Raw genomic sequence first — 20,741 nt, 5'->3', positions numbered from 1 at the left:
AGTATAATCCCTACAATATCTTACACTGCCCATGATGTCTTAACAAATGGTCACACAAGACCAGTGCTACCATCGCCTCAACCATTGGAACTGCACGCGGTAACACACAAGGATCGTGTCGTCCTTTCGCCGCTAATAGCGTTTCTTCACCTTCACGAGTTACTGTTTTTTGCTCTTTTCTAATTGTTGCTGTCGGCTTAAATGCAACTCGTAAAATGATATTTTCCCCGTTGGAAATTCCCCCCTGAATACCACCAGAACGGTTAGTTACAGTGCGAATTTCACCATTTTCATCAATATAATATTCGTCGTTATGCTCAATTCCGGTTAACAACGTCCCCCCAAAACCGGAACCAATTTCAAAGCCTTTGCTAGCAGGGAGAGACATCACACCTTTAGCGATATCAGCTTCTAATTTATCAAATACTGGTTCGCCCAAACCTTTCGGCACATTACGAGCTACACATTCTACGACACCGCCGATAGAATCACCAAGTCTCCCAACTTGCTCAATTAATTCAATCATGCGATCGCCACATTCGGCATCGGGACAGCGAACGATATTACTTTCCACTTGTTCTAAGGTGACAGTATTTGGATCGACTACACCTTCCAAGTCCTTGATGCGCTTGACGTAACCAATAACTTCAACATTGGCAACTTGATGGAGAATTTTTTTAGCGATCGCACCTGCTGCTACTCTGCCAATTGTCTCACGCGCTGACGATCTACCCCCGCCTTGCCAATTGCGAATGCCATATTTTGCATCATAAGTTGCATCTGCATGAGAAGGGCGATACTTCTCGGCCATCTCGTCGTAATCTTGCGAACGAGTGTCTTTGTTCCGTACCAAAATCCCTATAGGCGTTCCTAGTGTTTTGCCTTCAAATACACCTGATAAAATTTCGCAGGTATCGGCTTCTTTGCGAGGGGTCGTAATTTTACTTTGTCCCGGACGCCTTCTATCTAATTCTACTTGAATTTCTTGTGCCGAAATTTCTAGTTGCGGAGGACAACCATCAATCACAACCCCCACACCACCGCCGTGAGATTCACCAAAAGTAGTTATACGAAATAGATGACCAAAAGTGTTGCCCATGATCTTAAAGAAAAAGGATGAGGCTTATGTATTTTACCTAGAGTTTGTGCAAAAGTTAATTTTATGCTTTGGCATTTGGAATATTTGACGTATAGCAAAGTGCTGTTAGCGGAAGCGGGGCGTTTAGCCCGTGCTGAGTAGAAACTCAGTATTATCAAAGGTTTCAGCAACCAACATAGTCCTAACCTATGCTTCGACTGCTATATAGCCTATCTTTTATCTATACAAATAAGAAAGCACCCTCCGTTACCAGAGGGCGCTTTCCTATTGAGCTAAACTTCAGAATTAACCGTTGATAGCAGGAGCAGTAAGAGCGACAGGAGCAAGATCACCAGCAGCCAAATCTAGAGGGAAGTTGTGAGCGTTACGCTCGTGCATTACTTCCATACCCAAGTTAGCGCGGTTGATGATGTCAGCCCAAGTGTTGATGACGCGACCTTGTGAGTCAATGATTGATTGGTTGAAGTTGAAACCGTTCAAGTTGAACGCCATTGTGCTTACACCCAAGGCGGTGAACCAGATACCGATTACAGGCCATGCAGCTAACAAGAAGTGCAAACTGCGGCTGTTGTTGAAAGAAGCGTATTGGAAGATTAAGCGACCGAAGTAGCCGTGGGCTGCAACGATGTTGTAGGTTTCTTCTTCTTGACCGAATTTGTAACCGTAGTTAAGGGATTCGGTTTCGGTGGTTTCACGTACCAAGGAGGAAGTTACTAGAGAACCGTGCATTGCAGAGAACAAACTTCCGCCGAATACACCAGCCACACCTAACATGTGGAAGGGGTGCATCAAGATGTTGTGTTCTGCTTGGAACACAATCATGAAGTTGAATGTTCCTGAGATACCCAAGGGCATACCATCACTGAATGAACCTTGTCCAATGGGGTATACCAAGAATACTGCACTTGCTGCTGCAACGGGGGCTGAATAGGCTATTGCAATCCAAGGACGCATTCCTAAGCGGTAGGATAGTTCCCATTCACGACCCATGTAGCAGAATACGCCAATCAGGAAGTGGAAGATTACCAGTTGGTAGGGACCGCCGTTGTACAACCACTCATCAAGAGATGCTGCTTCCCAAATTGGGTAGAAGTGTAAACCGATGGCGTTGGAGGAGGGTACTACTGCACCTGAGATGATGTTGTTTCCGTAAATCAAGGAACCTGCAACTGGTTCGCGGATACCATCGATGTCTACTGGAGGTGCGGCGATGAAGGCGATTACGAAGCAAGCGGTAGCTGCTAGCAGGGTGGGGATCATTACGACGCCGAACCAACCGATGTAGATCCGGTTGTTGGTGCTGGTGATCCATTCGCAGAATCGATCCCAGACGTTGGCGCTTGAGCGCTGCTGTAAGGTTGTTGTCATGGTTTGATGATTGCGGTTATTTATGAATCAGGCGGTTTTGTTTTTGCCTGTGAGATTACTTTACACTGCTTTACAATTTTTAATCAAGTTTTCTTACTACAGTAAACCTAATACGAGTTATCAGGTTTGCTTATTTAAAAACAAACAACGAGCCAAGAATACGCCAAAGTTATCTTTATGTATAGCCATCCGATTTGATTCGGTGAATTACTCGTAGAGACTGGGGACTGGGGATGGTGGGGTCCCTGAAGGGGATAAGGGGTAATGGGGACTCTTAAGAAGGAATAAAGGTGTACTGATACCGTTTCTTTGTGAAGCTGCGCCAAATCTCTTAATTTCTTATTTCTTGGCGTACTTGGCGCTCTTCTCTTCTCCTTCGGAGACGCTAACGCGAACGAGACGTTTCGCGTTGGCGGAAGCCTCTCCAAGAGTTAGGCGGTTCGTTCTTTATTTCTTGCACCATAAGCGCATCTTCATACAGAATTGGTATGAGTTTTTTTCACGCAATCAAATATGAGTCCTATATGACATCACGTATTTGGCTATATGGCGAATGGCACTAAGAAAAGCTATAAGCGTTGCCCAAATCGGTCTGACCTCTGACCTCGCTCCTCGTCTCGCACACATTCATCCCGTCACTCCCCTGCGGGAGAGTGCGGGGCTTCTGCTGCTTCAGCTAAAAAAATTAACCCTCAGCTTACTACTGAGGGCTTTTTTTGTTTGGCAAAATGGCATATCTGTAAATTAGAGGGTTGTTATGGTATTGGAGTAGGATACATTCCATGCGAAAAGTACTGACTTGCATTACCCCTGGTAGTTAGCCAGGGGTTTTTATTTAAACTGAGAGCGATCGCTCTTAAATATTCTGCTGGGAAATTTATTTTTAGCGATTTTGAGATAAGTAATTTTAAAATTCCCTGCATTTGGGAATTAAACCTCATCTACGTTGAGAACCGTAGTTTTTGCCCTCACCCTAAATCCCTCTCCCAAGTAGGGCTACCGTGTATACACAAGTCGAGTTGGCAATCAAATCAACGAAAAACAACGGAAAATTATTTTTAAAATCCTTGATTTTCCGTTAGGACTCTATCAATAACCTGACACTATTGATAATCAGTTCACTTAACTCAAAACCTTGCCTACCAAGGCTTGTATCTTACCAGGCAATGATTTTAGGACTTGTGTATACACCGTAGCCCAAGTAGGGAGAAGGACTTCTTTCCGGCTCCTCTTCTCCCAATATTGGGAGAAGGGGCTGGGGGATGAGGGTTTTTTCTTTTCATACAGAAAGAACTACAGTTTTCAAGGTGGACGCGGTTTAATTAGAGATAGCGATTTTAATTCAAGCAGGGAATTGACAATAAATATAAGCTTATATCAAGTGGAAAAATCAAGTACAACGAATTAACGATGACAGACGCTAAAAATGTAATCGATGGAAACCTAGAGGTTTGCTGTACTTCTCCTGTGACTGGGTTTTACCGCGACGGTTTTTGTCGTACAGGTGGTCAGGATTTCGGGTCGCATGTCGTATGTGCCCAAGTGACATCAGAATTCTTGGAGTTCACCAAATCGCAGGGGAACGACCTCAGCACAGCAGTTCCCGATTTTAATTTTCCTGGATTGAAACCTGGCGATCGCTGGTGTTTGTGTGCTTCTCGCTGGCAAGAAGCTCTAGAAGCTGGCGTTGCTCCACCTGTAATACTTTCAGCAACCCATGCTAGAGCTTTGGAAGTGGTTTCTCTAGACGAACTCAAAAAACATGCTTTAACTTTGTCTTAATTGGGATTGGGGACTGGGGACTGGGCATTGGGCATGGAGAAGAGGACAAGGGGACAAGGAGAATTGGGGACAAGGGGAAAGACTTGTTGCAAGTTCTTACCTCTTGTCACCTTGTCTCCCTTGCTCCTCTGCTCCCCTGCTCCCCTGCTCCCCTGCTTTTCCACTCCCTCATCTCCCTCATTTCCCCAGTCCCAATCAACTCACTGGAACTTCAATAGGCAGTTCTAATACATTGACAACCGTAGAAATCAACTTATTGGGGTCAATTGGCTTAGATAAATGCTGCTGAAACCCTGCTCTTAGCGCTTCCAAGCGGTCTTCCTCTCGCGTGTATGCTGTTAAAGCGATCGCCGGGATGCGTCCGCCTTTTTCTGGTTCTAAAGAGCGCAGTTTCCTAATTAATGTATAACCATCTTGCTCTGACATACCGATGTCGCTAATCAGGATATCTGGTTTTGCTTGTTCAAGTACTACTAGGGCTTCATCAACTGATCCTACCGCAGTGGCAAAAGCCCCATACTCCTCAAACATAAAACTGAGAAAGTTACGGCTATCTGTTTCATCATCTACAACTAAAACTCTTAATCCAGCAAGCGGCGTCGATGCTATAGAGGAGGAAATTTTTCCTGTTGCTTCTCTATTTCCCCTATTCTCTTGTAAGAGTGGTAGTCTTACAGTAAAGGTTGCTCCTTGCCCAGTGCCTAAACTTTGGGCAAAAATTGTCCCCTTGTGTAGTTCTACTAGATGACGGACGATCGCTAACCCTAGTCCTAATCCATTGTGCGATCGCGTTGTGGTGCTGTCTGCTTGCCGAAAACGCTCAAATACTTTGGGTAAAAACTCGGAACTGATACCAATACCTGTATCGATAACTTGAATTTGGGCGTAGTGAGATTTTGAATTTTGAGATTTTGCGGAAAGTTTAAGGCTCGGCTCCCGACCATCAGAATTTTCCAAGACGGATTTTAGATTATTGCTTTCTCCAGTGTTTGAAGAGTCTAAATTTTCACTATCAGATTCAAATCCAAAATCCTTCGACTGGGTTGTACTGAGCCTTGTGGAAGTAGCACTCACACCAAAGTCTGAAATCGGCAATCCAAAATGCTTTGAGAGCCTGACTTCTACCCTACCACCTTTAGGGGTAAACTTTATTGCATTAGTTAGTAGATTCCAGACAATTTGCTGTAAACGGACTGGATCGCCATAGACTGACCCGATCGAAGTATCCAGCACAGTATTTAATTGAATATCTTTTGGCTCTGCTAGGGGACGCACTGCCTCTAAAGCTGCCTCCATCACCGAGATTAGATTCACTGCCGATACGTTTAACCGCAACTGACCACGGATAATCCGGGATACGTCCAAGATATCCTCAATTAGTTGCATTTGAGATATGGCGTTGCGTTCGATCGCCTCCAAAGCGCGGGAAGTGGCTTTTTCGTCAAGTTTCTTGGCACGGAGGATTTTTGACCAGCCAAGCATTGAGGTTAGAGGCGTGCGCAGTTCGTGGGAGAGAACAGCTAGAAACTCATCTTTCATCCGATTCGCGGCTTCTGCTTCCTGCCTTGCCGTTTGTTCGCGAATCACTTGAGCGCGGACTTCTTCTGCTTGCTTGCGTTCGGTAATATCTTCAAGAGTGCCTACATAACCCAATAAGTCTCCTTGACTGGAAAGCATCGGTGATGAGCGAACTTGAACCCAACGAATGTTACTGTGAGCAACTTGAAAGCGAAATTCTTCTAAGTATTCCCGACCTTCACAAATGTAAGTAGACCAACCAGCGATCGCTCGTTCTCTATCTTCTGGATGTACAGATTCCAGCCATCTCTTTTCTAAACTCTCTGACGCTTTCAAGCCACAAATTGCCTGATAACGGGGATTAGTATATTTACAGTTGCCTTCAGTATCAGTTTCAAAAATGCCAACCGGTGAGCAGGTACTTAGCGATCGGAATCGTTCTTCACTTTGCCTGAGTTCGGTATTCACAACTACCAGTTGCGCTGTTTGTTGCTTGATGGCTTCTGTTTTCTTAAATAGTTCTACAAATACTGTGACTTTAGAAGTCAAGATATTGGGGTCTAGTGGTTTGAGCAGATAATCAACAGCACCCAAGGCATAGCCTTTAAACAGCATTTGGTCGTTAGTACTAAAGGCGGTGAGAAAGATAATTGGAGTATGACGCGATCGCCCCCGATTGCGAATTAAGGTAGCAGTTTCAAAACCATCGATCCCTGGCATTTGCACATCCAGCAAAATCACCGCAAAGTCTTGATGCAGCAGACACCTCAAAGCTTCTTCCCCGGAAGTAGCTCTCACGAGATTCTCCCCTAATTTTTCTAGGATTGCCTCTAGTGCCAGCAAATTTTCTAGTTTATCATCTACTAGGAGGATGTTGACTTTGGGTTCCATCTGCATCGGTTTATTTCTGTGATAATTGACAAAGCTTGACCATCTGGGAAGCAATGTTTGAGAGTGTCAAAATCCAGTCTACTGTAATAGCAGAAATTGCTGCCTCTGGCATAATGTCGCTTTCTGCTGTGGTAGGTTCTTGTACAATAGTAATTCCTCCCCGCGCTTTTATTTTTTTAAGACCTTGCATACCATCTTGGTTTGCTCCTGTCAATATTACACCAATAACTTCCTCTGTGTAGACATCGGCTGCCGACTCAAACAGCACATCAATAGATGGTCTAGCATAAGAAACAGGCTCATCAGTCGAAAGAGCAAAGTGACCTAGTTCAACCAGTAAATGATAATCTGCTGGGGCTATGTAGATATGTCTCGGTAGGATTTCGTCCTTATCTTCCACTTCTCGAATTTTCAACAAAGTGGATTCTTGTAATAAATCCTGGAGTGTGTTGCTAGACTCTTTATGACGGTGTTGCACGATCGCGATCGGCACAGGGAAGTCTGCTGGTAAATTGCCCAAGACAATTTTCAATGCTGATAATCCGCCTAAAGAAGTACCAATTACCACAATTTTAAACGACACTTGTTTCGCCCTCACACCGGCAGAATGTGGGTTATGTAAATAGCAAAGGCTATTTCATACTGAATCAGTCAGTGTTTTCTTGCTTCTTTGCTCTTACCAGTAACCCATGTTTAGGTGCAAAAATCATTGCTATGACAAACAACAAGGTTTGCAACACAACTATGCAACCCCCTGTTGCACCATCGATATGATAGCTGATGTAAGTCCCGATGACACTAGAAAATACTCCCGATGCCATTGCAATTAGTATCATGTGGTCGAAACGGTCTGTTAATAAATAAGCCGTTGCTCCTGGAGTAACTAACATAGCGACAACCAGAATAATTCCCACTGTCTGAAGTCCGGCGACAGCAGTTAGCGATAGTAATGATAGTAAAATATAGTGTAACGCTCCTGTATTCAAGCCGATGGAACGTGCATGAGTGGGGTCAAAACAAAATAATAGTAGGTCTTTGCGTAAAACAGCTATTGTTACTAAAGTAATTACGCTAATAATCACCGTTTGGATAATGTCTTCATTAGAAATACCCAAGACATTTCCAAACAAAATGTGCGTCAAGTCTACGCTGCTTGGAGTTTTGGAAACTAGTACCAAGCCAAGAGCGAAAAATCCTGTAAATACAAGTCCGATGACAGTATCTTCCTTAATTCTCGTCTTCGCTTTGATATAACCGATCGCAATAACTGAACCCACCCCAAAGACAAAAGCACCCACAGCAAAAGGGATATTTAAAACATAAGCAATTACTACCCCAGGCATTACCGCATGAGAAACAGCATCTCCCATTAATGCCCAACCTTTGAGGGTCATAAAACAAGATAAAACAGAACAGACCACCCCGACTAAAGCACTTACACAAATTGCCTTCACCATAAATTCATGCTGTAGGGGGGTGGTTAACCAGTCTAAGAATGCAAGAGTATTCATATTTTTAACAATATTAATTAGTAATCAATCAGATTCATTTTGATTTCCACGGATTATCTGACTTTTGCTGAGAGATAAATCTCCAAGAGAACCGCCAAAAGTGCGTGATAGATTTTCTTCCGTGAAGACTTCGGATGTATCACCATAAGCTAAAATAGTACGATTAATGAGTACTACTTGGTCACAGAAAGTAGTGATAGACGCTAAATCATGGGTAGAAATTAAAATTGTATGACCTTCTTCTCGCAATTCCAGCAATAAGTCAATCATCGCTTTTTCTGTTTTGATATCTACCCCAGTGAAAGGTTCATCTAATAGTAAAACTGTTCCTTGTTGTGCTAAAGCTCGAGCGAGAAAGGCACGTTTTTTTTGTCCACCAGAGAGTTCTCCAATTTGGCGATCGCGCATCGACCACATTTGCACTCTCTCCAAACTCTCCCTCACCACTCTTTGATCTTTCGCCGACGGAATTCGCAGTATATTCATGTATCCATAGCGTCCCATCATCACCACATCATGGACACTGACAGGAAAATTCCAATCTACCTCTTCTGACTGTGGTACATAAGCAACCAAGCTTTTTTTCTGTACAGTTTTTATCGGTAAACCGTTAATCAAAACCCGCCCTCTAACTGGCTTCAAAAAACCCATAATCGCTTTAAATAGGGTTGATTTACCACTACCATTCATTCCCACTAAACCACTAATTGAACCTGCTTGAATTTGCAAATAAGCACCATGTAAAGCAACTTTGCCGTGGTAAGCAACTGTCAAATTTTCAACATCAATACTAATAGATTTCACTAAAAATCACCTCTAAGATTAATCAATATTTTGTAGTGAGCGGCTCTATCCCCATTTGTAAACACTTAACGTTTTCCAGAGAACAAAACAGGACTAAAGTCCTTACTACAAGCTAATTTGAAATAATTAAATTTATTCTTGCATACTTGCTCATTTTTTCTCTAATCCCTGAGTTAGAGTAGTAATATTAAGTTCTAGCAACTTGAGATAAGTCGGTGCTGGCCCATTTGCTGGAGACAGGGAATCAACGTAAAATACTCCACCAAACCTTGCTCCTGATTCTTTCGCTACCTGACGTTGCGCTCCATCATTTACTGTACTTTCACAGAAAACTACAGGTATTTTATTTTTTTTTACTATATCAATGACTTTTTCTAGCTGTTTGGGAGTAGCTTGTTGTTCAGAGTTGACTGCCCAGAGATAAGCTTCTTTCAAGCCATAATCGCGGGTGACGTATGAGAATGCACCTTCGCAGCTTACCATATAGCGCTTGTCTGCTGGAACTACCGACACGGCTTTTCGCAGTTTCTCATCAACTTCCTTAATCTTTTGACTGTATGCTTTGGCATTGGTGTTATAAGTCTCTGCATTCGCTGAGTCCAAATTAACTAATGCCTTACGAATATTTTCTACATAAATCAAAGCATTTTGTGGTGACATCCAAGCATGGGGATTAGGTTTCCCTTTGTAGGCATCCTCCGTAATTTCTACAGGTTTAATTCCCTCACTTAAGGTAACGTGAGGTACATTAGGAACGCTATTATACAATTTTTGTGCCCAACGCTCTAAATTCAGACCATTATTCAAAATTAGGTCTGCTTTTTGCGCCCTCACCAAATCGCTAGGAGTTGGTTCGTAACCATGAATTTCCGCCCCTGGTTTGGTCAAAGATTCAACAATCGCCTTGTCTCCTGCCACATTTTGCGCCATATCTGCAATGACTGTAAAGGTTGTAAGAACTACTTTTTTACCTTTTTTATCTAGGTTGGTGGTGGCACTTGTAGCTGGGTTTGCACTTAACTGTGGTTGAGAATTGGAGGTTGACGGGTTACACCCACCCAAACATAGCCCCAATAGCAGCCCAGACACTATAACTAATTTTTGCCCGTACTGCGGTAGTTGCATCTGAAAGTTATTGATATTAAATCTCATTATAGCAATTTCATAATCTTCTCACTTTTGTCTCACTTTAGCAGAACTAAGGTAAAAATGAAAGAATTATGAAAATAATATTGGAAATATTGGAGAAAAAAGGGAACCTGTTGCAATAAGCTGTATTTCTTGGTTCTGACTTAACTTGATTCCTTCCTTTCCTTATTTTAAGAAGCTTTTTGAGTGGTTCAAACATTTTTGTTATTTGCATCACAAACAAATATTTAATTATTGTGAAAAATCTTACAGATAAATTTTATGTTTGGAGTTTTATGATTTTAAAATAATGCCAAAACAAATACATTATGAAAACATTTTTTTGTTAGATAACTAACTTTTAAAAGTTTAATTTTAATTGTTTTGACAATTCATAAAAATTTACTTAAGCTAAAAGATAGGTTAAGCAAATCAACAAACGACAGCGATTTGATTTAGCTACATCAAGAATTGCTGTTGCAGACTATTGGCATAAGGAAATGAATCAAAACCAAAATTATTTCATGTAGGCAATTTAACCAAATTTTGCTACAAAAAGCTAAGACATGATTAAGCGTATTGCACCGCGCAGATATTGAACAGAATTCGGTCAATTATGGATGGATACTTGTGGTGATGTTAGTGAGTGTCCATCAATTATTGAAGTTTGATTAGCGATTTTAGATTTTTGATTAGGTCTTCTAGTTTATATTTCGTCTGGGACGGAATAAATCTAAAAGACGCTCGCTAAGACTGCGCGATCGCCAATCCAAAATCCAAAATTGATTGACCAAAGTGCGGTAGATATGTCCAGGAGAAGACGATGATTGAGTATTTGACATCCTTGAACGACCACAATTTGCCCTATCCAGATACGATTCATCCCATCGTTGTCCACTTCGTAATTGCGATGGTGTTGTTTTCCTTCTTCTGCGATGTAATTGGCTATTTTACTGGTAAATCCGGTCTTTTTGAGGTGAGTTGGTGGAATATGTTAGTTGCCACGATCGCTATCTTCGTTGCGATTATTTTTGGTCAGTTTGAAGCGGGATTAGCACAGCCTTATAGCCTAGCGAAATCGGTGCTAAATTTACATACGCTAATTGGTTGGTCGCTTTCAGGAATTATCACAGCGATTACAGCTTGGCGCTATGTAATTCGTGCCCGTAATCCGCAAAAAGTATCGATTTATTATTTGGGAGCCGGACTAATTTTAACCTTGATAGTTGGTTTACAAGTATATCTCGGCGATGAACTTGTTTGGGTATATGGATTGCATACCGTGCCAGTTGTGGAAGCAATAAAGGATGGTGTGTTGCGATGAACTCAGAATTAATTAACCAATTAACCAATTCTCTAGGCGCAAACGGATTACCTTACACAATTCCCATTCATCCCAACTTAGTCCATCTGACAATAGGTTTGTTTATCATTGGGATGACTTTTGATATTGTTGGTGTTCTCTTTCCCTTTGAAAAATGGGTCTTCAAATTTTTGGCAATTACTGTGGAACGTGACAACTTATTTGCTGTTGGCTGGTACAACATGTTAGCTGCCAGCATCATCACATTTTTCACAGTGGGAGCAGGCTTTTACGAAATGCTATTGGCAGCACCACCAGCTGATATGAAGAGTGCCTGGGGATTACAGGCAATGGAAACTATGCTTTGGCATGGTGTGGGTGGTGTGTTGTTATTAGCGCTGATTGTTGGCATGACCGTCTGGAGATCATGGCAGCGCTTCGTTTGGGGCAAACAAGAATATAAACAGACAGATAGAGAAGTGCAATGGATCTATCTGTTCGCAGGCATAGCAATCATGTTCATTATGTACATCCACGGCACACTAGGAGCGCAACTAGCCACCGAATTTGGTGTACACAATACAGCAGATAATTTGCTGCGATTAGGTCAAGACCTCAATACAACACTCAAATAGTCATTTGTCATTTGTCCTTTGTCTTTTGTCATTTGTCATTTATTTAAAGTTATTAACCAATGACCAATGCCCAATGCCCAATGACCAATGCCCAATGACCAATGCCCAATGCCCAATGACCAATGACCAATGCCCAATGCCCAATGACCAATGCCCCATGCCCAATGCCCCATGCCCAATGCCCAATAACCAATGATGAAAATCCAGAAGATTTTAAATATTTTAACGCTGCTTACAGGCGCGATCGCAGTGACTTCTACCAGTCTCTGGATCGGCAAGCAGGCTTACTCCTGGCTTCCTCCCCAAGCAGCAGCCGAATCCCAACTCATTGATGATTTGATTAGTTTCTTAGTAACCCTCGGTGCCTTCATCTTCTTGGGAGTAACAAGTACTCTGATGTATTCTGTAATCTTCCATCGAGCAGTCAAAGATGACTTCACTGACGGCCCTCCGATTGAAGGTAATGTCACCTTAGAAGTTGTCTGGACAGCAATCCCAATTCTCTTGGTATTTTGGATTGCAGGCTATAGCTACCAAGTTTACGAACAAATGGGAATTCAAGGCCCATCAGAACTAGTTCATCTGCATAATCCCCTGGCAATGGAATCAGCTTATGCAGCACCAGCTAACGCCTTAGCAGAACCCGTTGAGAAAATTGACGTACTAGCTAAACAGTGGGCGTGGGTTTTTCACTACCCAGAAACAGATATTACCACTACCGAATTGCATTTACCAAGCGATCGCCGGATACGTTTAGCACTGAAATCACAGGATGTTTTGCACGGCTTCTATATTCCTGCGTTCCGCCTCAAGCAGGATATTATTCCTAACCATGCGATCGACTTTGAATTTACTCCCATCCTTCCCGGACAATATCGATTAACGGATTCCCAATATAGCGGCACATACTTTGCGACGATGCAAGCGAATGTAATCGTTGAATCTCCTGAAGATTATCAGCAGTGGCTAGCGCAAGCTGCAACCCAAAAGCCATCCCTAGCAAATAATCAAGCAGCTTCTGAGTATGCCCAAACATCCAATCAATCAGTCCAAACTGGTTGGGTTACAGTTCCACCTGCTGCACCTCCTCTAGTCAATTCTCCTGGTTGAAAGGAAAGTAACCGATGACTAATATTCCTATTGAAGGCATCCTTCTCCCTGATGAGAAGCCTAACCACGAATCTTTGAGTAGCTGGAAAGAATACTTCAGCTTTAGTACCGACCATAAAGTTATTGGTATCCAGTATCTTGTTACCTCATTCTTCTTCTTTCTCGTCGGCGGTATCTTTGCGATGGTGATGCGGGGAGAATTGATGACACCCGAATCAGATTTAGTTGATCGCACCGTCTACAACGGTATGTTCACCATGCACGGCACTGTGATGCTGTTTTTGTGGACATTTCCCTCACTGGTTGGTTTTGCCAACTATCTAGTACCCCTGATGATTGGGGCGCGAGATATGGCATTTCCCCGCCTGAATGCCGTCGCCTTTTGGATGGTGCCAGTAGTTGGGATTTTGATGATGGGTAGCTTCTTTGTTCCTGGTGGCCCAGCCCAAGCCGGCTGGTGGTCTTACCCGCCAGTCAGTCTCCAGAATCCCACGGGTAACTTAATTAATGGTCAAGTTATCTGGCTCTTGGCGGTAGCAATATCTGGCGTATCCTCAATTATGGGGGCAGTCAACTTTGTCACCACCATCGTCAAGATGCGGGCCCCAGGAATGGGCTTCTTTCGGATGCCCTTGTTTGTCTGGGGAGTGTTTAGCGCCCAGATTATCCAACTATTCGGACTACCTGCACTGACAGCTGGTGCGGTGATGCTGCTACTCGACCTCACGGTTGGTACCGCCTTTTTCGACCCCGCCAAGGGTGGCAATCCGGTTATGTTCCAGCATTACTTCTGGTTCTACTCCCACCCCGCCGTTTACGTGATTATTTTGCCCGTCTTTGCGATTTTCTCGGAAATCTTCCCAGTTTATTCACGTAAACCCCTATTTGGTTACAAAGTAGTTGCCGTTTCATCCATCTTGATTGCCGTAGTTAGCGGTATTGTTTGGGTACACCACATGTACGTCAGCGGTACACCTGGCTGGATGCGGTTGATTTTCATGCTGACGACAATGTGTGTATCTGTCCCCACAGGAATCAAAGTATTTGCTTGGGTGGCAACTATTTGGGGCGGTAAACTGCGACTACATACACCGATGCTGTTCGCCTTGGGTGCATTGGTAATGTTTGTCTTCGCAGGTATCACAGGCATCATGCTTTCCTCTGTGCCTGTGGATGTCCACGTTAACAACACTTACTTTGTAGTCGGTCACTTCCACTATGTCCTCTACGGCACCGTGACGATGGGCTTATTTGCTGCCATCTATCACTGGTTCCCCAAAATGACTGGGCGGATGTACTCCGAAAGTTGGGGTAAAATCCACTTCTGGTTAGCCTTCATCGGCACCAATCTCAACTTTTTGCCCATGCACCCATTGGGATTGCAAGGGATGTTACGCCGAGTTGCTTCCTACGCCCCAGAGTATCAATTCTGGAACATCATCGCCAGCCTCGGCGGATTCCTATTAGGAATGTCCACCTTACCCTTCATTTTCAACATGGTAATTTCTTGGATGCAAGGCGAGAAAGCACCCGCTAACCCTTGGCGAGCAATTGGACTAGAGTGGTTAGTTTCTTCACCACCCCCAGTAGAAAACTTTGAAGAAACTCCCATCATCATCTCCGAACCCTACGGCTACGGCAAATCAGAACCCTTGACAGCCAACCTCCCAGAATAACGCCAAACATCAAGAAGACACAAAAACCCTCCGCGTACCTCTGCGCTTCCCTTTGCGTACCTTTGCGTTTCAAATTCATCCCTCAAAAACCAAAATGGACAGCTATATCAATTCCCACGAATTGCCCCATACAAGCGCAGAACACAGCCACGACGAAGAAGGCAACAAGATGTTTGGCTTCATTGTCTTCCTCCTATCAGAAAGCGTCATTTTCTTGAGTTTTTTCGCCGGATATGCCATCTACAAAACAACAACACCTAACTGGCTACCAGCAGGTGTTTCTGGACTAGAAGTAAAAGAACCGGCAATCAACACAGTAATTCTTGTTGCTAGTAGCTTTGTAATTTACTTAGCAGAACGCGCCCTTCAACGCCACGACTTAGTAAAATTTCGCCTATTTCTCTTGGCAACAATGGCAATGGGAACTTACTTTTTAGTTGGCCAAGCGATTGAATGGAACGGCCTCGCCTTTGGTTTCACCTCCGGGGTATTTGGTGGAACCTTCTATCTGCTTACAGGCTTCCACGGTTTGCACGTTTTTACAGGTATTTTGTTGCAGTTAATAATTTTGGTACGTTCTTTCCTACCTGGCAATTACGATACAGGTCACTACGGCGTCAATGCAACCTCATTGTTTTGGCACTTCGTCGATGTTATCTGGATTATTTTGTTTGTCCTTATCTATGTTTGGCAGTAAAGATTGATGGGAAGGAAAACCCAGATAATTTATCTGGGTTGGTGTATGTGGCATTGTTAATTACTTTTATGCCCCATACACCATTCAGGGTAATAACTATATTTGGGTCTTAGTTCAACCTTTCAAATTCACCTTCTTTTCAAACTTTGACCCATCTTGATGAGATAAAAATTTTTCCCTACTGTGATAACTTCTTCGCCATTGTTCGAGCTTATCTATAGATATTGATTTAGATGTGACATTCACATCATTTCCTCGCCAAGCAACTTCTGCATCTGTTGTGAAAACCCCGCACTCTAATTGATCTAGCCTCATATTCCAATATTCGCTAAATCGACCTTTTAAAGTAATAACTTGCTCAAATACCTTGTTTCTATGCTTATTTCTTCTTTTTCGTTCTGTTGCTCCAGTTGCTTCTGTATCAATAAACTTAGTTTCAATTAAAAACAGACTACCTTTAAAAGTCAGGAAGACAAAATCGCACTTTCCTAAATCTGTATAATCTGAAATTGGAGACTTTTCAAATAACAGCAATTCAGCGCACGAGGGAAACAATTCTTTAATATTCAGAAATAAATAAGCTTGCAATAGAAGTTCCTTATCATAAGGAAATAATATTACTCCTTCAAAAAATTTTTGAATGTCATCGTGAGTTTGGGGTTGAATTTTTTTACAGTATGAAACAAATCTATGTAGCTCATTTACGATCATCAAGTTATAACTCCTTCCCCCGGTCGCAGCCTTCAGGGTGTTAGCATAAAAAGATACCACTACCTAAAGGAAATTATCATCCGCATAAGTAACTAAAAAAACGATTAAAATCCTGAATACTTAAGGTAATTTACTGTTGACAGGTCAATAAAACTAATTTTTAACTTGCTTTTCAGTATTGGTGGATTTTTCACTTCTGGTGTCAGCTACCAGTCAGGGATTTTATATGAGCAGGAAAACTGGCGTTTTGCAAAGCTTGAACAGTTATTCGAGAATCTTGTACACAAAATTGCCAACCTAAGCGAACAAGTTTACGATCAGTTTCAGTTTGGATAATTCCAATCACTGGCATTTTTGCCTTTTCTTTGTCTACTGAATGGTCTTGTAAAATTGTTTTCAAGCGATGTAAGTAATCCATATTACCTGCTTGCTGGGGATTTAACTCCACCATCACCATTTGTACTGTTTCCACTGGTTCTGCATCTTCAAGAATAAATTGAGTTTGCTCGTCACGTCGATCTACTTTTCCCCAAATAATCAATCTAGTATCAACTTGGAGTATGGAACTAATACGTTCATAAGTTTTCGGAAAAACTACAGCTTCCGATTGTGTAGTTAGGTCTTCTATTTGCAAGATTGCCATCTGATCGCCTTTTTTTGTCACCACTTTTTTGACGTTATTTAACATCACAACTGCACAAAGCCTCGTTTCTTCTCTTTGATCTGCCAGTTGGGAAAGGTTAATTGGAGTCAAAAGTGGTACTATTTGCCGTAAGGATTTCAGGGGATGATCTGATACATAAAAGCCTAGTAATTCTTTCTCCTTTTGTAACTTTTCCTGTGGGGTAAAATCCATTATAGGTTTAGATTTTGGAGCATTTTCAAAGGCATTACTTGCTCTTTGATTCTGAGTCGAAGAAAAGCCGTCGCCCAATAAATCAAATAGATTCCCTTGACCACTAGCTCTATCTTTCGCACGAGATTGTGCCCAATCATACACTAATTCTGAGTCGTTAATTAACTGTTGGCGGTTGGATTCAATTTTGTCAAAGGCTCCACAGTAAATCAACGACTCCAGGGTTCGGCGGTTAACAGCACGCAAATCGACGCGATCACAAAAATCAGCGAGTGATTTAAACTCTCCTGTCTCTTTTCTCGCTTCTAAAATACAAGCGATCGCATTTTGTCCCACGTTACGCACCGCCGAAAATCCAAACAGAATCTTACCTGCTGTTGGCGTAAAATCAACGCCAGAACGATTAATATCTGGCGGATCTATGGAAATGCCCATATTTGTACAGTTAGTAATGTATCTCTGTACCTTATCGGTATCACCACTGTTTGCTGTTAACAGTGCCGCCATATATTCCAACGGGTAATTAGCTTTTAAATATGCTGTTTGATAAGTTACATAACCATAGGCTGTAGAATGAGATTTATTGAAACAATTAGCAGCTATTAAGCCATTTTTGATTGCAAAATTATGGTCACGCTCAACCCCAATGTCATAAACATTTTGTTTGCCTAAATATTTACGTGTGGCTATTTTTATCATCCTACCTTACCTCGAAAAATTTTGTGGAATTGATAAAATTATGAAGTTTGTAGTATTAATAAGGTGGTAATACAAAATTATATCATTAGAAAACACTGCTATACTCTTACACAAAAGTGGTCAATGTAGAAAACTTTGGCAAACTATTCAACAGACGGTTGATAGCCATGTATTTGCTGTTTTTCAAAATTTATTAAACACATTTCAATACATATTAATCCGCTTTGTCAAATGAATGGGGAATGGAAAGCAGAGGAGAATAAGCAATGCCCAATGCCCAATAACCAATAGACTTCTTGCATAAATCCAAAATAAGAACCCCACCCCGCCTTTGACTTACGTCAAAGTCTCCCCTCCCCGCAAGCGGGGAGGGGCTGAGGGTGGGGTTTAGGGGACTTTTGCAAGAGGTCTAATACCCAATTTTGACCAATATGTACTAGAATCAATGACTTGAGTCATCAAAGAGAGCAATCATGGCATCCATCCGCGAGTTGCACCAACAGCTGGTTAAAAAAGAACGTTCTGCCGTTGAAATTACCCAAGAAGCTTTAGAGCGCATTCAAGCGTTAGAGCCGAAATTGCACAGCTTTTTATATGTGACGGCAGATCGGGCATTAGAGCAGGCAGGTGCTGTGGATGCCAAAATTGCCGCAGGAGAAGAAATTGGGCTGCTAGCGGGCATTCCTGTGGGTATCAAGGACAATATGTGTACTAAGGGAGTTCCTACCACATGCGCCTCCCGGATTTTGGAAAATTTTGTGCCGCCTTATGAATCAACAGCGACGCAAAAACTGGCAGATGCTGGGGCAGTAATGCTCGGTAAAACCAACTTGGATGAGTTTGCAATGGGTAGTTCCACAGAAAACTCTGCCTATCAAGTCACGGCTAATCCTTGGGATTTGTCAAGAGTTCCAGGTGGTTCTTCGGGGGGTTCGGCGGCGGCGGTGGCGGCCCAAGAATGTGTAGTTGCTCTTGGTTCTGATACTGGCGGTTCGATTCGGCAACCTGCATCTTTCTGCGGTGTAGTGGGAATGAAACCCACTTATGGTTTGGTTTCTCGTTATGGTTTGGTAGCTTACGCTTCATCTTTGGATCAAATTGGGCCATTTGGAAATACGGTAGAAGATGCCGCAATATTATTAAGTGCGATCGCAGGTTACGATCCCAAAGACTCTACCAGCCTGAAAGTTGCCATTCCTAACTATGCTGCTAATTTAAAACCAAACTTCAAACCCAGAGGTCAGCTAAGAATTGGTATCATTAAAGAAACTTTTGGTGAAGGTTTAGACTCTGTAGTGGAACAAGCTGTTACCAAAGCAGTAGATCAACTACAAAGTTTGGGAGCGGAAATTCATATAATTTCTTGTCCCCGCTTTCGTTATGGTTTACCCACCTACTACATCATCGCCCCATCAGAAGCATCAGCAAACCTAGCTCGTTACGATGGCGTTAAATATGGGTATCGCGCTCCTGATGCAGATAATCTGCTATCAATGTATACTCGTACCCGTGCAGCCGGTTTTGGTACAGAAGTTAAACGCCGGATTATGATTGGCACCTATGCCCTTTCGGCTGGTTATTATGACGCTTACTACCTGAAAGCGCAAAAAGTCCGCACCTTGATTAAGCAAGACTTTGAAAAGGCTTTTGACGCGGTTGATGTGTTAGTTTGTCCCACATCTCCGACTACAGCATTCAAAGCAGGGGAAAAAACTACTGACCCCTTGAGTATGTATTTAACTGACTTGATGACTATTCCTGTAAATCTTGCTGGTTTACCCAGTTTAAGTTTGCCATGTGGTTTTGACGATCAAGGGCTACCGATAGGATTACAGCTAATTGGCAATGTGCTGCGAGAAGACCTCTTGTTTCAGGTAGCTTATGCTTATGAGCAATCTACTACTTGGCATCTGCGTAAACCGCAAATATCTTGAAAATTGTCATTTGTCATTGGTCATTTGTCATTGGTTATTAACAAAGTGTAGGGGTTTAAATCCCCGGCTTCTATCAAGCCGCAAGTGTTGTGGCTCTTGTCTTTATCCCCGTTACAACACGTAATTGCGAATGGGCGAAAAAGCGAATTGCGAATTGGTTTAATTCTTTTCTTTTACTCGGTACAGACGCGATTAATCGCGTCTCTCCACTTCCTTTAACTTTTTGGTCATTTGTTAGTTTGATTACTGACTATTGACTGTTGATTATTGTCTTCTGGAGTCAGGGATTCAGCTGTAAGCTGTGGATTAAGTATATGAAGAAGACCAACAGATGCACCAACCAATAATAAAAGATAAATCAGAATAAGAGGTATGTATGTATTTTGTTTGTTGTCTGAATTATTACGAGCATTTTTGGAGTCTTGACAGACAACATTAGTTATAAGGCTGTACGATAAAGCATTTCCATCCAGCCCTAAAGCATCTCCATAACGACGGATGAATCCTTGAAGAAAAATTGGCTCAGGCAATTCTTCAAATCGATCTTCTTCTAAAGCTTGCAAAATACCTACTCGAAGCATTGTCTGAGAGGCTATTTCTTCTATACGGATAGATTTTTCTTGTCTGACTTGTCGCAAGCGTGTGGTTATTTCCTTTAATTGCTCTACTTGAGCTTCATTTAAGAGCGTCACGGTCTTCTCCTGTATGGGCTAATTCTACTTTCATTGAGAAGACTTCAATCTGCATACGTAATTTTACTGAATATTTGATTTTTGGATAAATTTTTTTGAGAATGGCTTAATCCTGTATTTTAAAATGCTATTCCAACTACAAACAAGTATAGCAGGAGGCAGAAGGCAAGAGGTAAAACTATTACTATTCCTAGCTTTCACGTTTGTCATTATGTCCTAACCTATCTGACTACGGCTATACAAATATTGTCATAATTAATACTTTAAAAACAAAAAGCTGGACGCTAAAATTCACAAGGCGCAACTTATAATATAAGTATTTTCCTA

General features: G+C 42.2%; 18 protein-coding genes. 7 read left to right on the top strand and 11 right to left on the bottom strand.

Annotated features, from left to right (window positions below; genetic code table 11):
- Positions 1–10: 10 nt before the first annotated feature.
- Both aroC and psbA read right to left on the bottom strand, forming a co-directional pair.
- Positions 11–1,099, bottom strand: coding sequence for a chorismate synthase (aroC, locus tag RMY63_RS21190; RefSeq protein WP_322730597.1), 1,089 nt, complete (start codon positions 1,097–1,099; stop codon positions 11–13).
- A gap of 285 nt (positions 1,100–1,384) precedes the next feature.
- Complete coding sequence (gene psbA / locus RMY63_RS21185; protein ID WP_322730596.1) at positions 1,385–2,467, bottom strand: photosystem II q(b) protein; 1,083 nt, start codon at positions 2,465–2,467, stop codon at positions 1,385–1,387.
- Between the two features lie 1,410 nt (positions 2,468–3,877).
- Between psbA and RMY63_RS21180 the strand changes: the two genes are divergently transcribed.
- Positions 3,878–4,249, top strand: a complete 372-nt coding sequence (locus RMY63_RS21180; protein WP_322730595.1) for a DUF2237 domain-containing protein — start codon at positions 3,878–3,880, stop codon at positions 4,247–4,249.
- A 195-nt stretch (positions 4,250–4,444) separates the two neighbouring features.
- Here the strand turns inward: RMY63_RS21180 and RMY63_RS21175 are convergent, their stop codons facing one another.
- The 5 genes from RMY63_RS21175 to RMY63_RS21155 form a co-directional block, all read right to left on the bottom strand.
- Positions 4,445–6,664, bottom strand: a complete 2,220-nt coding sequence (locus tag RMY63_RS21175) for a response regulator (protein ID WP_322730594.1) — start codon at positions 6,662–6,664, stop codon at positions 4,445–4,447.
- A 4-nt stretch (positions 6,665–6,668) separates the two neighbouring features.
- The gene (locus RMY63_RS21170) at positions 6,669–7,241 is read right to left on the bottom strand and encodes a chemotaxis protein CheB (RefSeq protein WP_322730593.1); all 573 of its coding nucleotides are present in this window, start codon (positions 7,239–7,241) and stop codon (positions 6,669–6,671) included.
- 64 nt (positions 7,242–7,305) lie between these two features.
- Entirely contained in the window at positions 7,306–8,169 is an 864-nt protein-coding gene (locus tag RMY63_RS21165; protein ID WP_322730592.1) for a metal ABC transporter permease, read from the bottom strand.
- Positions 8,170–8,193: 24 nt separating this feature from the next.
- Entirely contained in the window at positions 8,194–8,973 is a 780-nt protein-coding gene (locus RMY63_RS21160; protein WP_322730591.1) for a metal ABC transporter ATP-binding protein, read from the bottom strand.
- A gap of 150 nt (positions 8,974–9,123) precedes the next feature.
- Positions 9,124–10,125, bottom strand: coding sequence for a metal ABC transporter substrate-binding protein (locus RMY63_RS21155; protein ID WP_322730590.1), 1,002 nt, complete (start codon positions 10,123–10,125; stop codon positions 9,124–9,126).
- Between the two features lie 799 nt (positions 10,126–10,924).
- Between RMY63_RS21155 and RMY63_RS21150 the strand changes: the two genes are divergently transcribed.
- On the top strand, positions 10,925–11,425 hold the full coding sequence (locus RMY63_RS21150) for a DUF2231 domain-containing protein (RefSeq protein ID WP_322730589.1): 501 nt from the start codon (positions 10,925–10,927) through the stop codon (positions 11,423–11,425).
- Positions 11,422–12,039: a DUF2231 domain-containing protein gene (locus tag RMY63_RS21145; RefSeq protein WP_322730588.1), complete on the top strand. Its 618-nt coding sequence runs from the start codon at positions 11,422–11,424 to the stop codon at positions 12,037–12,039. Before RMY63_RS21150 ends, RMY63_RS21145 begins: the two co-directional genes overlap by 4 nt.
- Before the next feature lie 35 nt (positions 12,040–12,074).
- Here the strand turns inward: RMY63_RS21145 and RMY63_RS21140 are convergent, their stop codons facing one another.
- Positions 12,075–12,212: a hypothetical protein gene (locus RMY63_RS21140; RefSeq protein ID WP_322730587.1), complete on the bottom strand. Its 138-nt coding sequence runs from the start codon at positions 12,210–12,212 to the stop codon at positions 12,075–12,077.
- Positions 12,213–12,234: 22 nt separating this feature from the next.
- Here RMY63_RS21140 and RMY63_RS21135 point away from each other — a divergent pair, with 22 nt between their 5' ends.
- From RMY63_RS21135 to RMY63_RS21125, 3 genes are all read left to right on the top strand, one after another.
- The gene (locus RMY63_RS21135) at positions 12,235–13,149 is read left to right on the top strand and encodes a cytochrome c oxidase subunit II (RefSeq protein WP_322730637.1); all 915 of its coding nucleotides are present in this window, start codon (positions 12,235–12,237) and stop codon (positions 13,147–13,149) included.
- A gap of 14 nt (positions 13,150–13,163) precedes the next feature.
- Positions 13,164–14,825 carry a cytochrome c oxidase subunit I gene (ctaD, locus tag RMY63_RS21130; RefSeq protein WP_322730586.1) on the top strand — a complete coding sequence of 554 codons (1,662 nt, stop codon included), beginning with the start codon at positions 13,164–13,166 and terminating at the stop codon, positions 14,823–14,825.
- A 94-nt stretch (positions 14,826–14,919) separates the two neighbouring features.
- On the top strand, positions 14,920–15,522 hold the full coding sequence (locus RMY63_RS21125) for a heme-copper oxidase subunit III (RefSeq protein WP_322730585.1): 603 nt from the start codon (positions 14,920–14,922) through the stop codon (positions 15,520–15,522).
- A gap of 114 nt (positions 15,523–15,636) precedes the next feature.
- Here the strand turns inward: RMY63_RS21125 and RMY63_RS21120 are convergent, their stop codons facing one another.
- Both RMY63_RS21120 and RMY63_RS21115 read right to left on the bottom strand, forming a co-directional pair.
- Positions 15,637–16,233: a hypothetical protein gene (locus RMY63_RS21120; protein ID WP_322730584.1), complete on the bottom strand. Its 597-nt coding sequence runs from the start codon at positions 16,231–16,233 to the stop codon at positions 15,637–15,639.
- A gap of 202 nt (positions 16,234–16,435) precedes the next feature.
- Complete coding sequence (locus tag RMY63_RS21115) at positions 16,436–17,788, bottom strand: OB-fold nucleic acid binding domain-containing protein (RefSeq protein ID WP_322730583.1); 1,353 nt, start codon at positions 17,786–17,788, stop codon at positions 16,436–16,438.
- A gap of 473 nt (positions 17,789–18,261) precedes the next feature.
- On the opposite strand from RMY63_RS21115, the gene gatA reads away from it, so the two are divergent.
- Positions 18,262–19,722, top strand: a complete 1,461-nt coding sequence (gatA, locus tag RMY63_RS21110) for an Asp-tRNA(Asn)/Glu-tRNA(Gln) amidotransferase subunit GatA (protein ID WP_322730582.1) — start codon at positions 18,262–18,264, stop codon at positions 19,720–19,722.
- Between the two features lie 227 nt (positions 19,723–19,949).
- On the opposite strand, the gene RMY63_RS21105 is transcribed toward gatA, so the two are convergent.
- Positions 19,950–20,414, bottom strand: a complete 465-nt coding sequence (locus RMY63_RS21105) for a helix-turn-helix transcriptional regulator (protein ID WP_322730581.1) — start codon at positions 20,412–20,414, stop codon at positions 19,950–19,952.
- Positions 20,415–20,741: the final 327 nt, after the last annotated feature.

This window comes from Nostoc sp. ChiQUE01b (assembly GCF_034531255.1).
Classification (GTDB): domain Bacteria; phylum Cyanobacteriota; class Cyanobacteriia; order Cyanobacteriales; family Nostocaceae; genus Nostoc.
The sequence above is the reverse complement of the archived record's forward strand: the minus strand, read 5'-3'. Positions and strand labels throughout refer to the sequence as shown.

Excerpts from the sequence above, each read along its gene's own strand:
- RMY63_RS21120 (WP_322730584.1), bottom strand. The coding sequence starts at position 16,233 with ATGATCGTAAATGAGCTACATAGATTTGTTTCATACTGTAAAAAAATT.
- RMY63_RS21125 (WP_322730585.1), top strand. The coding sequence starts at position 14,920 with ATGGACAGCTATATCAATTCCCACGAATTGCCCCATACAAGCGCAGAA.
- RMY63_RS21155 (WP_322730590.1), bottom strand. The coding sequence starts at position 10,125 with ATGAGATTTAATATCAATAACTTTCAGATGCAACTACCGCAGTACGGG.
- RMY63_RS21165 (WP_322730592.1), bottom strand. The coding sequence starts at position 8,169 with ATGAATACTCTTGCATTCTTAGACTGGTTAACCACCCCCCTACAGCAT.
- RMY63_RS21175 (WP_322730594.1), bottom strand. The coding sequence starts at position 6,664 with ATGCAGATGGAACCCAAAGTCAACATCCTCCTAGTAGATGATAAACTA.
- RMY63_RS21150 (WP_322730589.1), top strand. The coding sequence starts at position 10,925 with ATGATTGAGTATTTGACATCCTTGAACGACCACAATTTGCCCTATCCA.
- RMY63_RS21135 (WP_322730637.1), top strand. The coding sequence starts at position 12,235 with ATGAAAATCCAGAAGATTTTAAATATTTTAACGCTGCTTACAGGCGCG.
- RMY63_RS21140 (WP_322730587.1), bottom strand. The coding sequence starts at position 12,212 with ATGGGGCATTGGGCATGGGGCATTGGTCATTGGGCATTGGGCATTGGT.
- RMY63_RS21180 (WP_322730595.1), top strand. The coding sequence starts at position 3,878 with ATGACAGACGCTAAAAATGTAATCGATGGAAACCTAGAGGTTTGCTGT.
- RMY63_RS21145 (WP_322730588.1), top strand. The coding sequence starts at position 11,422 with ATGAACTCAGAATTAATTAACCAATTAACCAATTCTCTAGGCGCAAAC.
- aroC (WP_322730597.1), bottom strand. The coding sequence starts at position 1,099 with ATGGGCAACACTTTTGGTCATCTATTTCGTATAACTACTTTTGGTGAA.
- gatA (WP_322730582.1), top strand. The coding sequence starts at position 18,262 with ATGGCATCCATCCGCGAGTTGCACCAACAGCTGGTTAAAAAAGAACGT.
- psbA (WP_322730596.1), bottom strand. The coding sequence starts at position 2,467 with ATGACAACAACCTTACAGCAGCGCTCAAGCGCCAACGTCTGGGATCGA.
- ctaD (WP_322730586.1), top strand. The coding sequence starts at position 13,164 with ATGACTAATATTCCTATTGAAGGCATCCTTCTCCCTGATGAGAAGCCT.
- RMY63_RS21115 (WP_322730583.1), bottom strand. The coding sequence starts at position 17,788 with ATGATAAAAATAGCCACACGTAAATATTTAGGCAAACAAAATGTTTAT.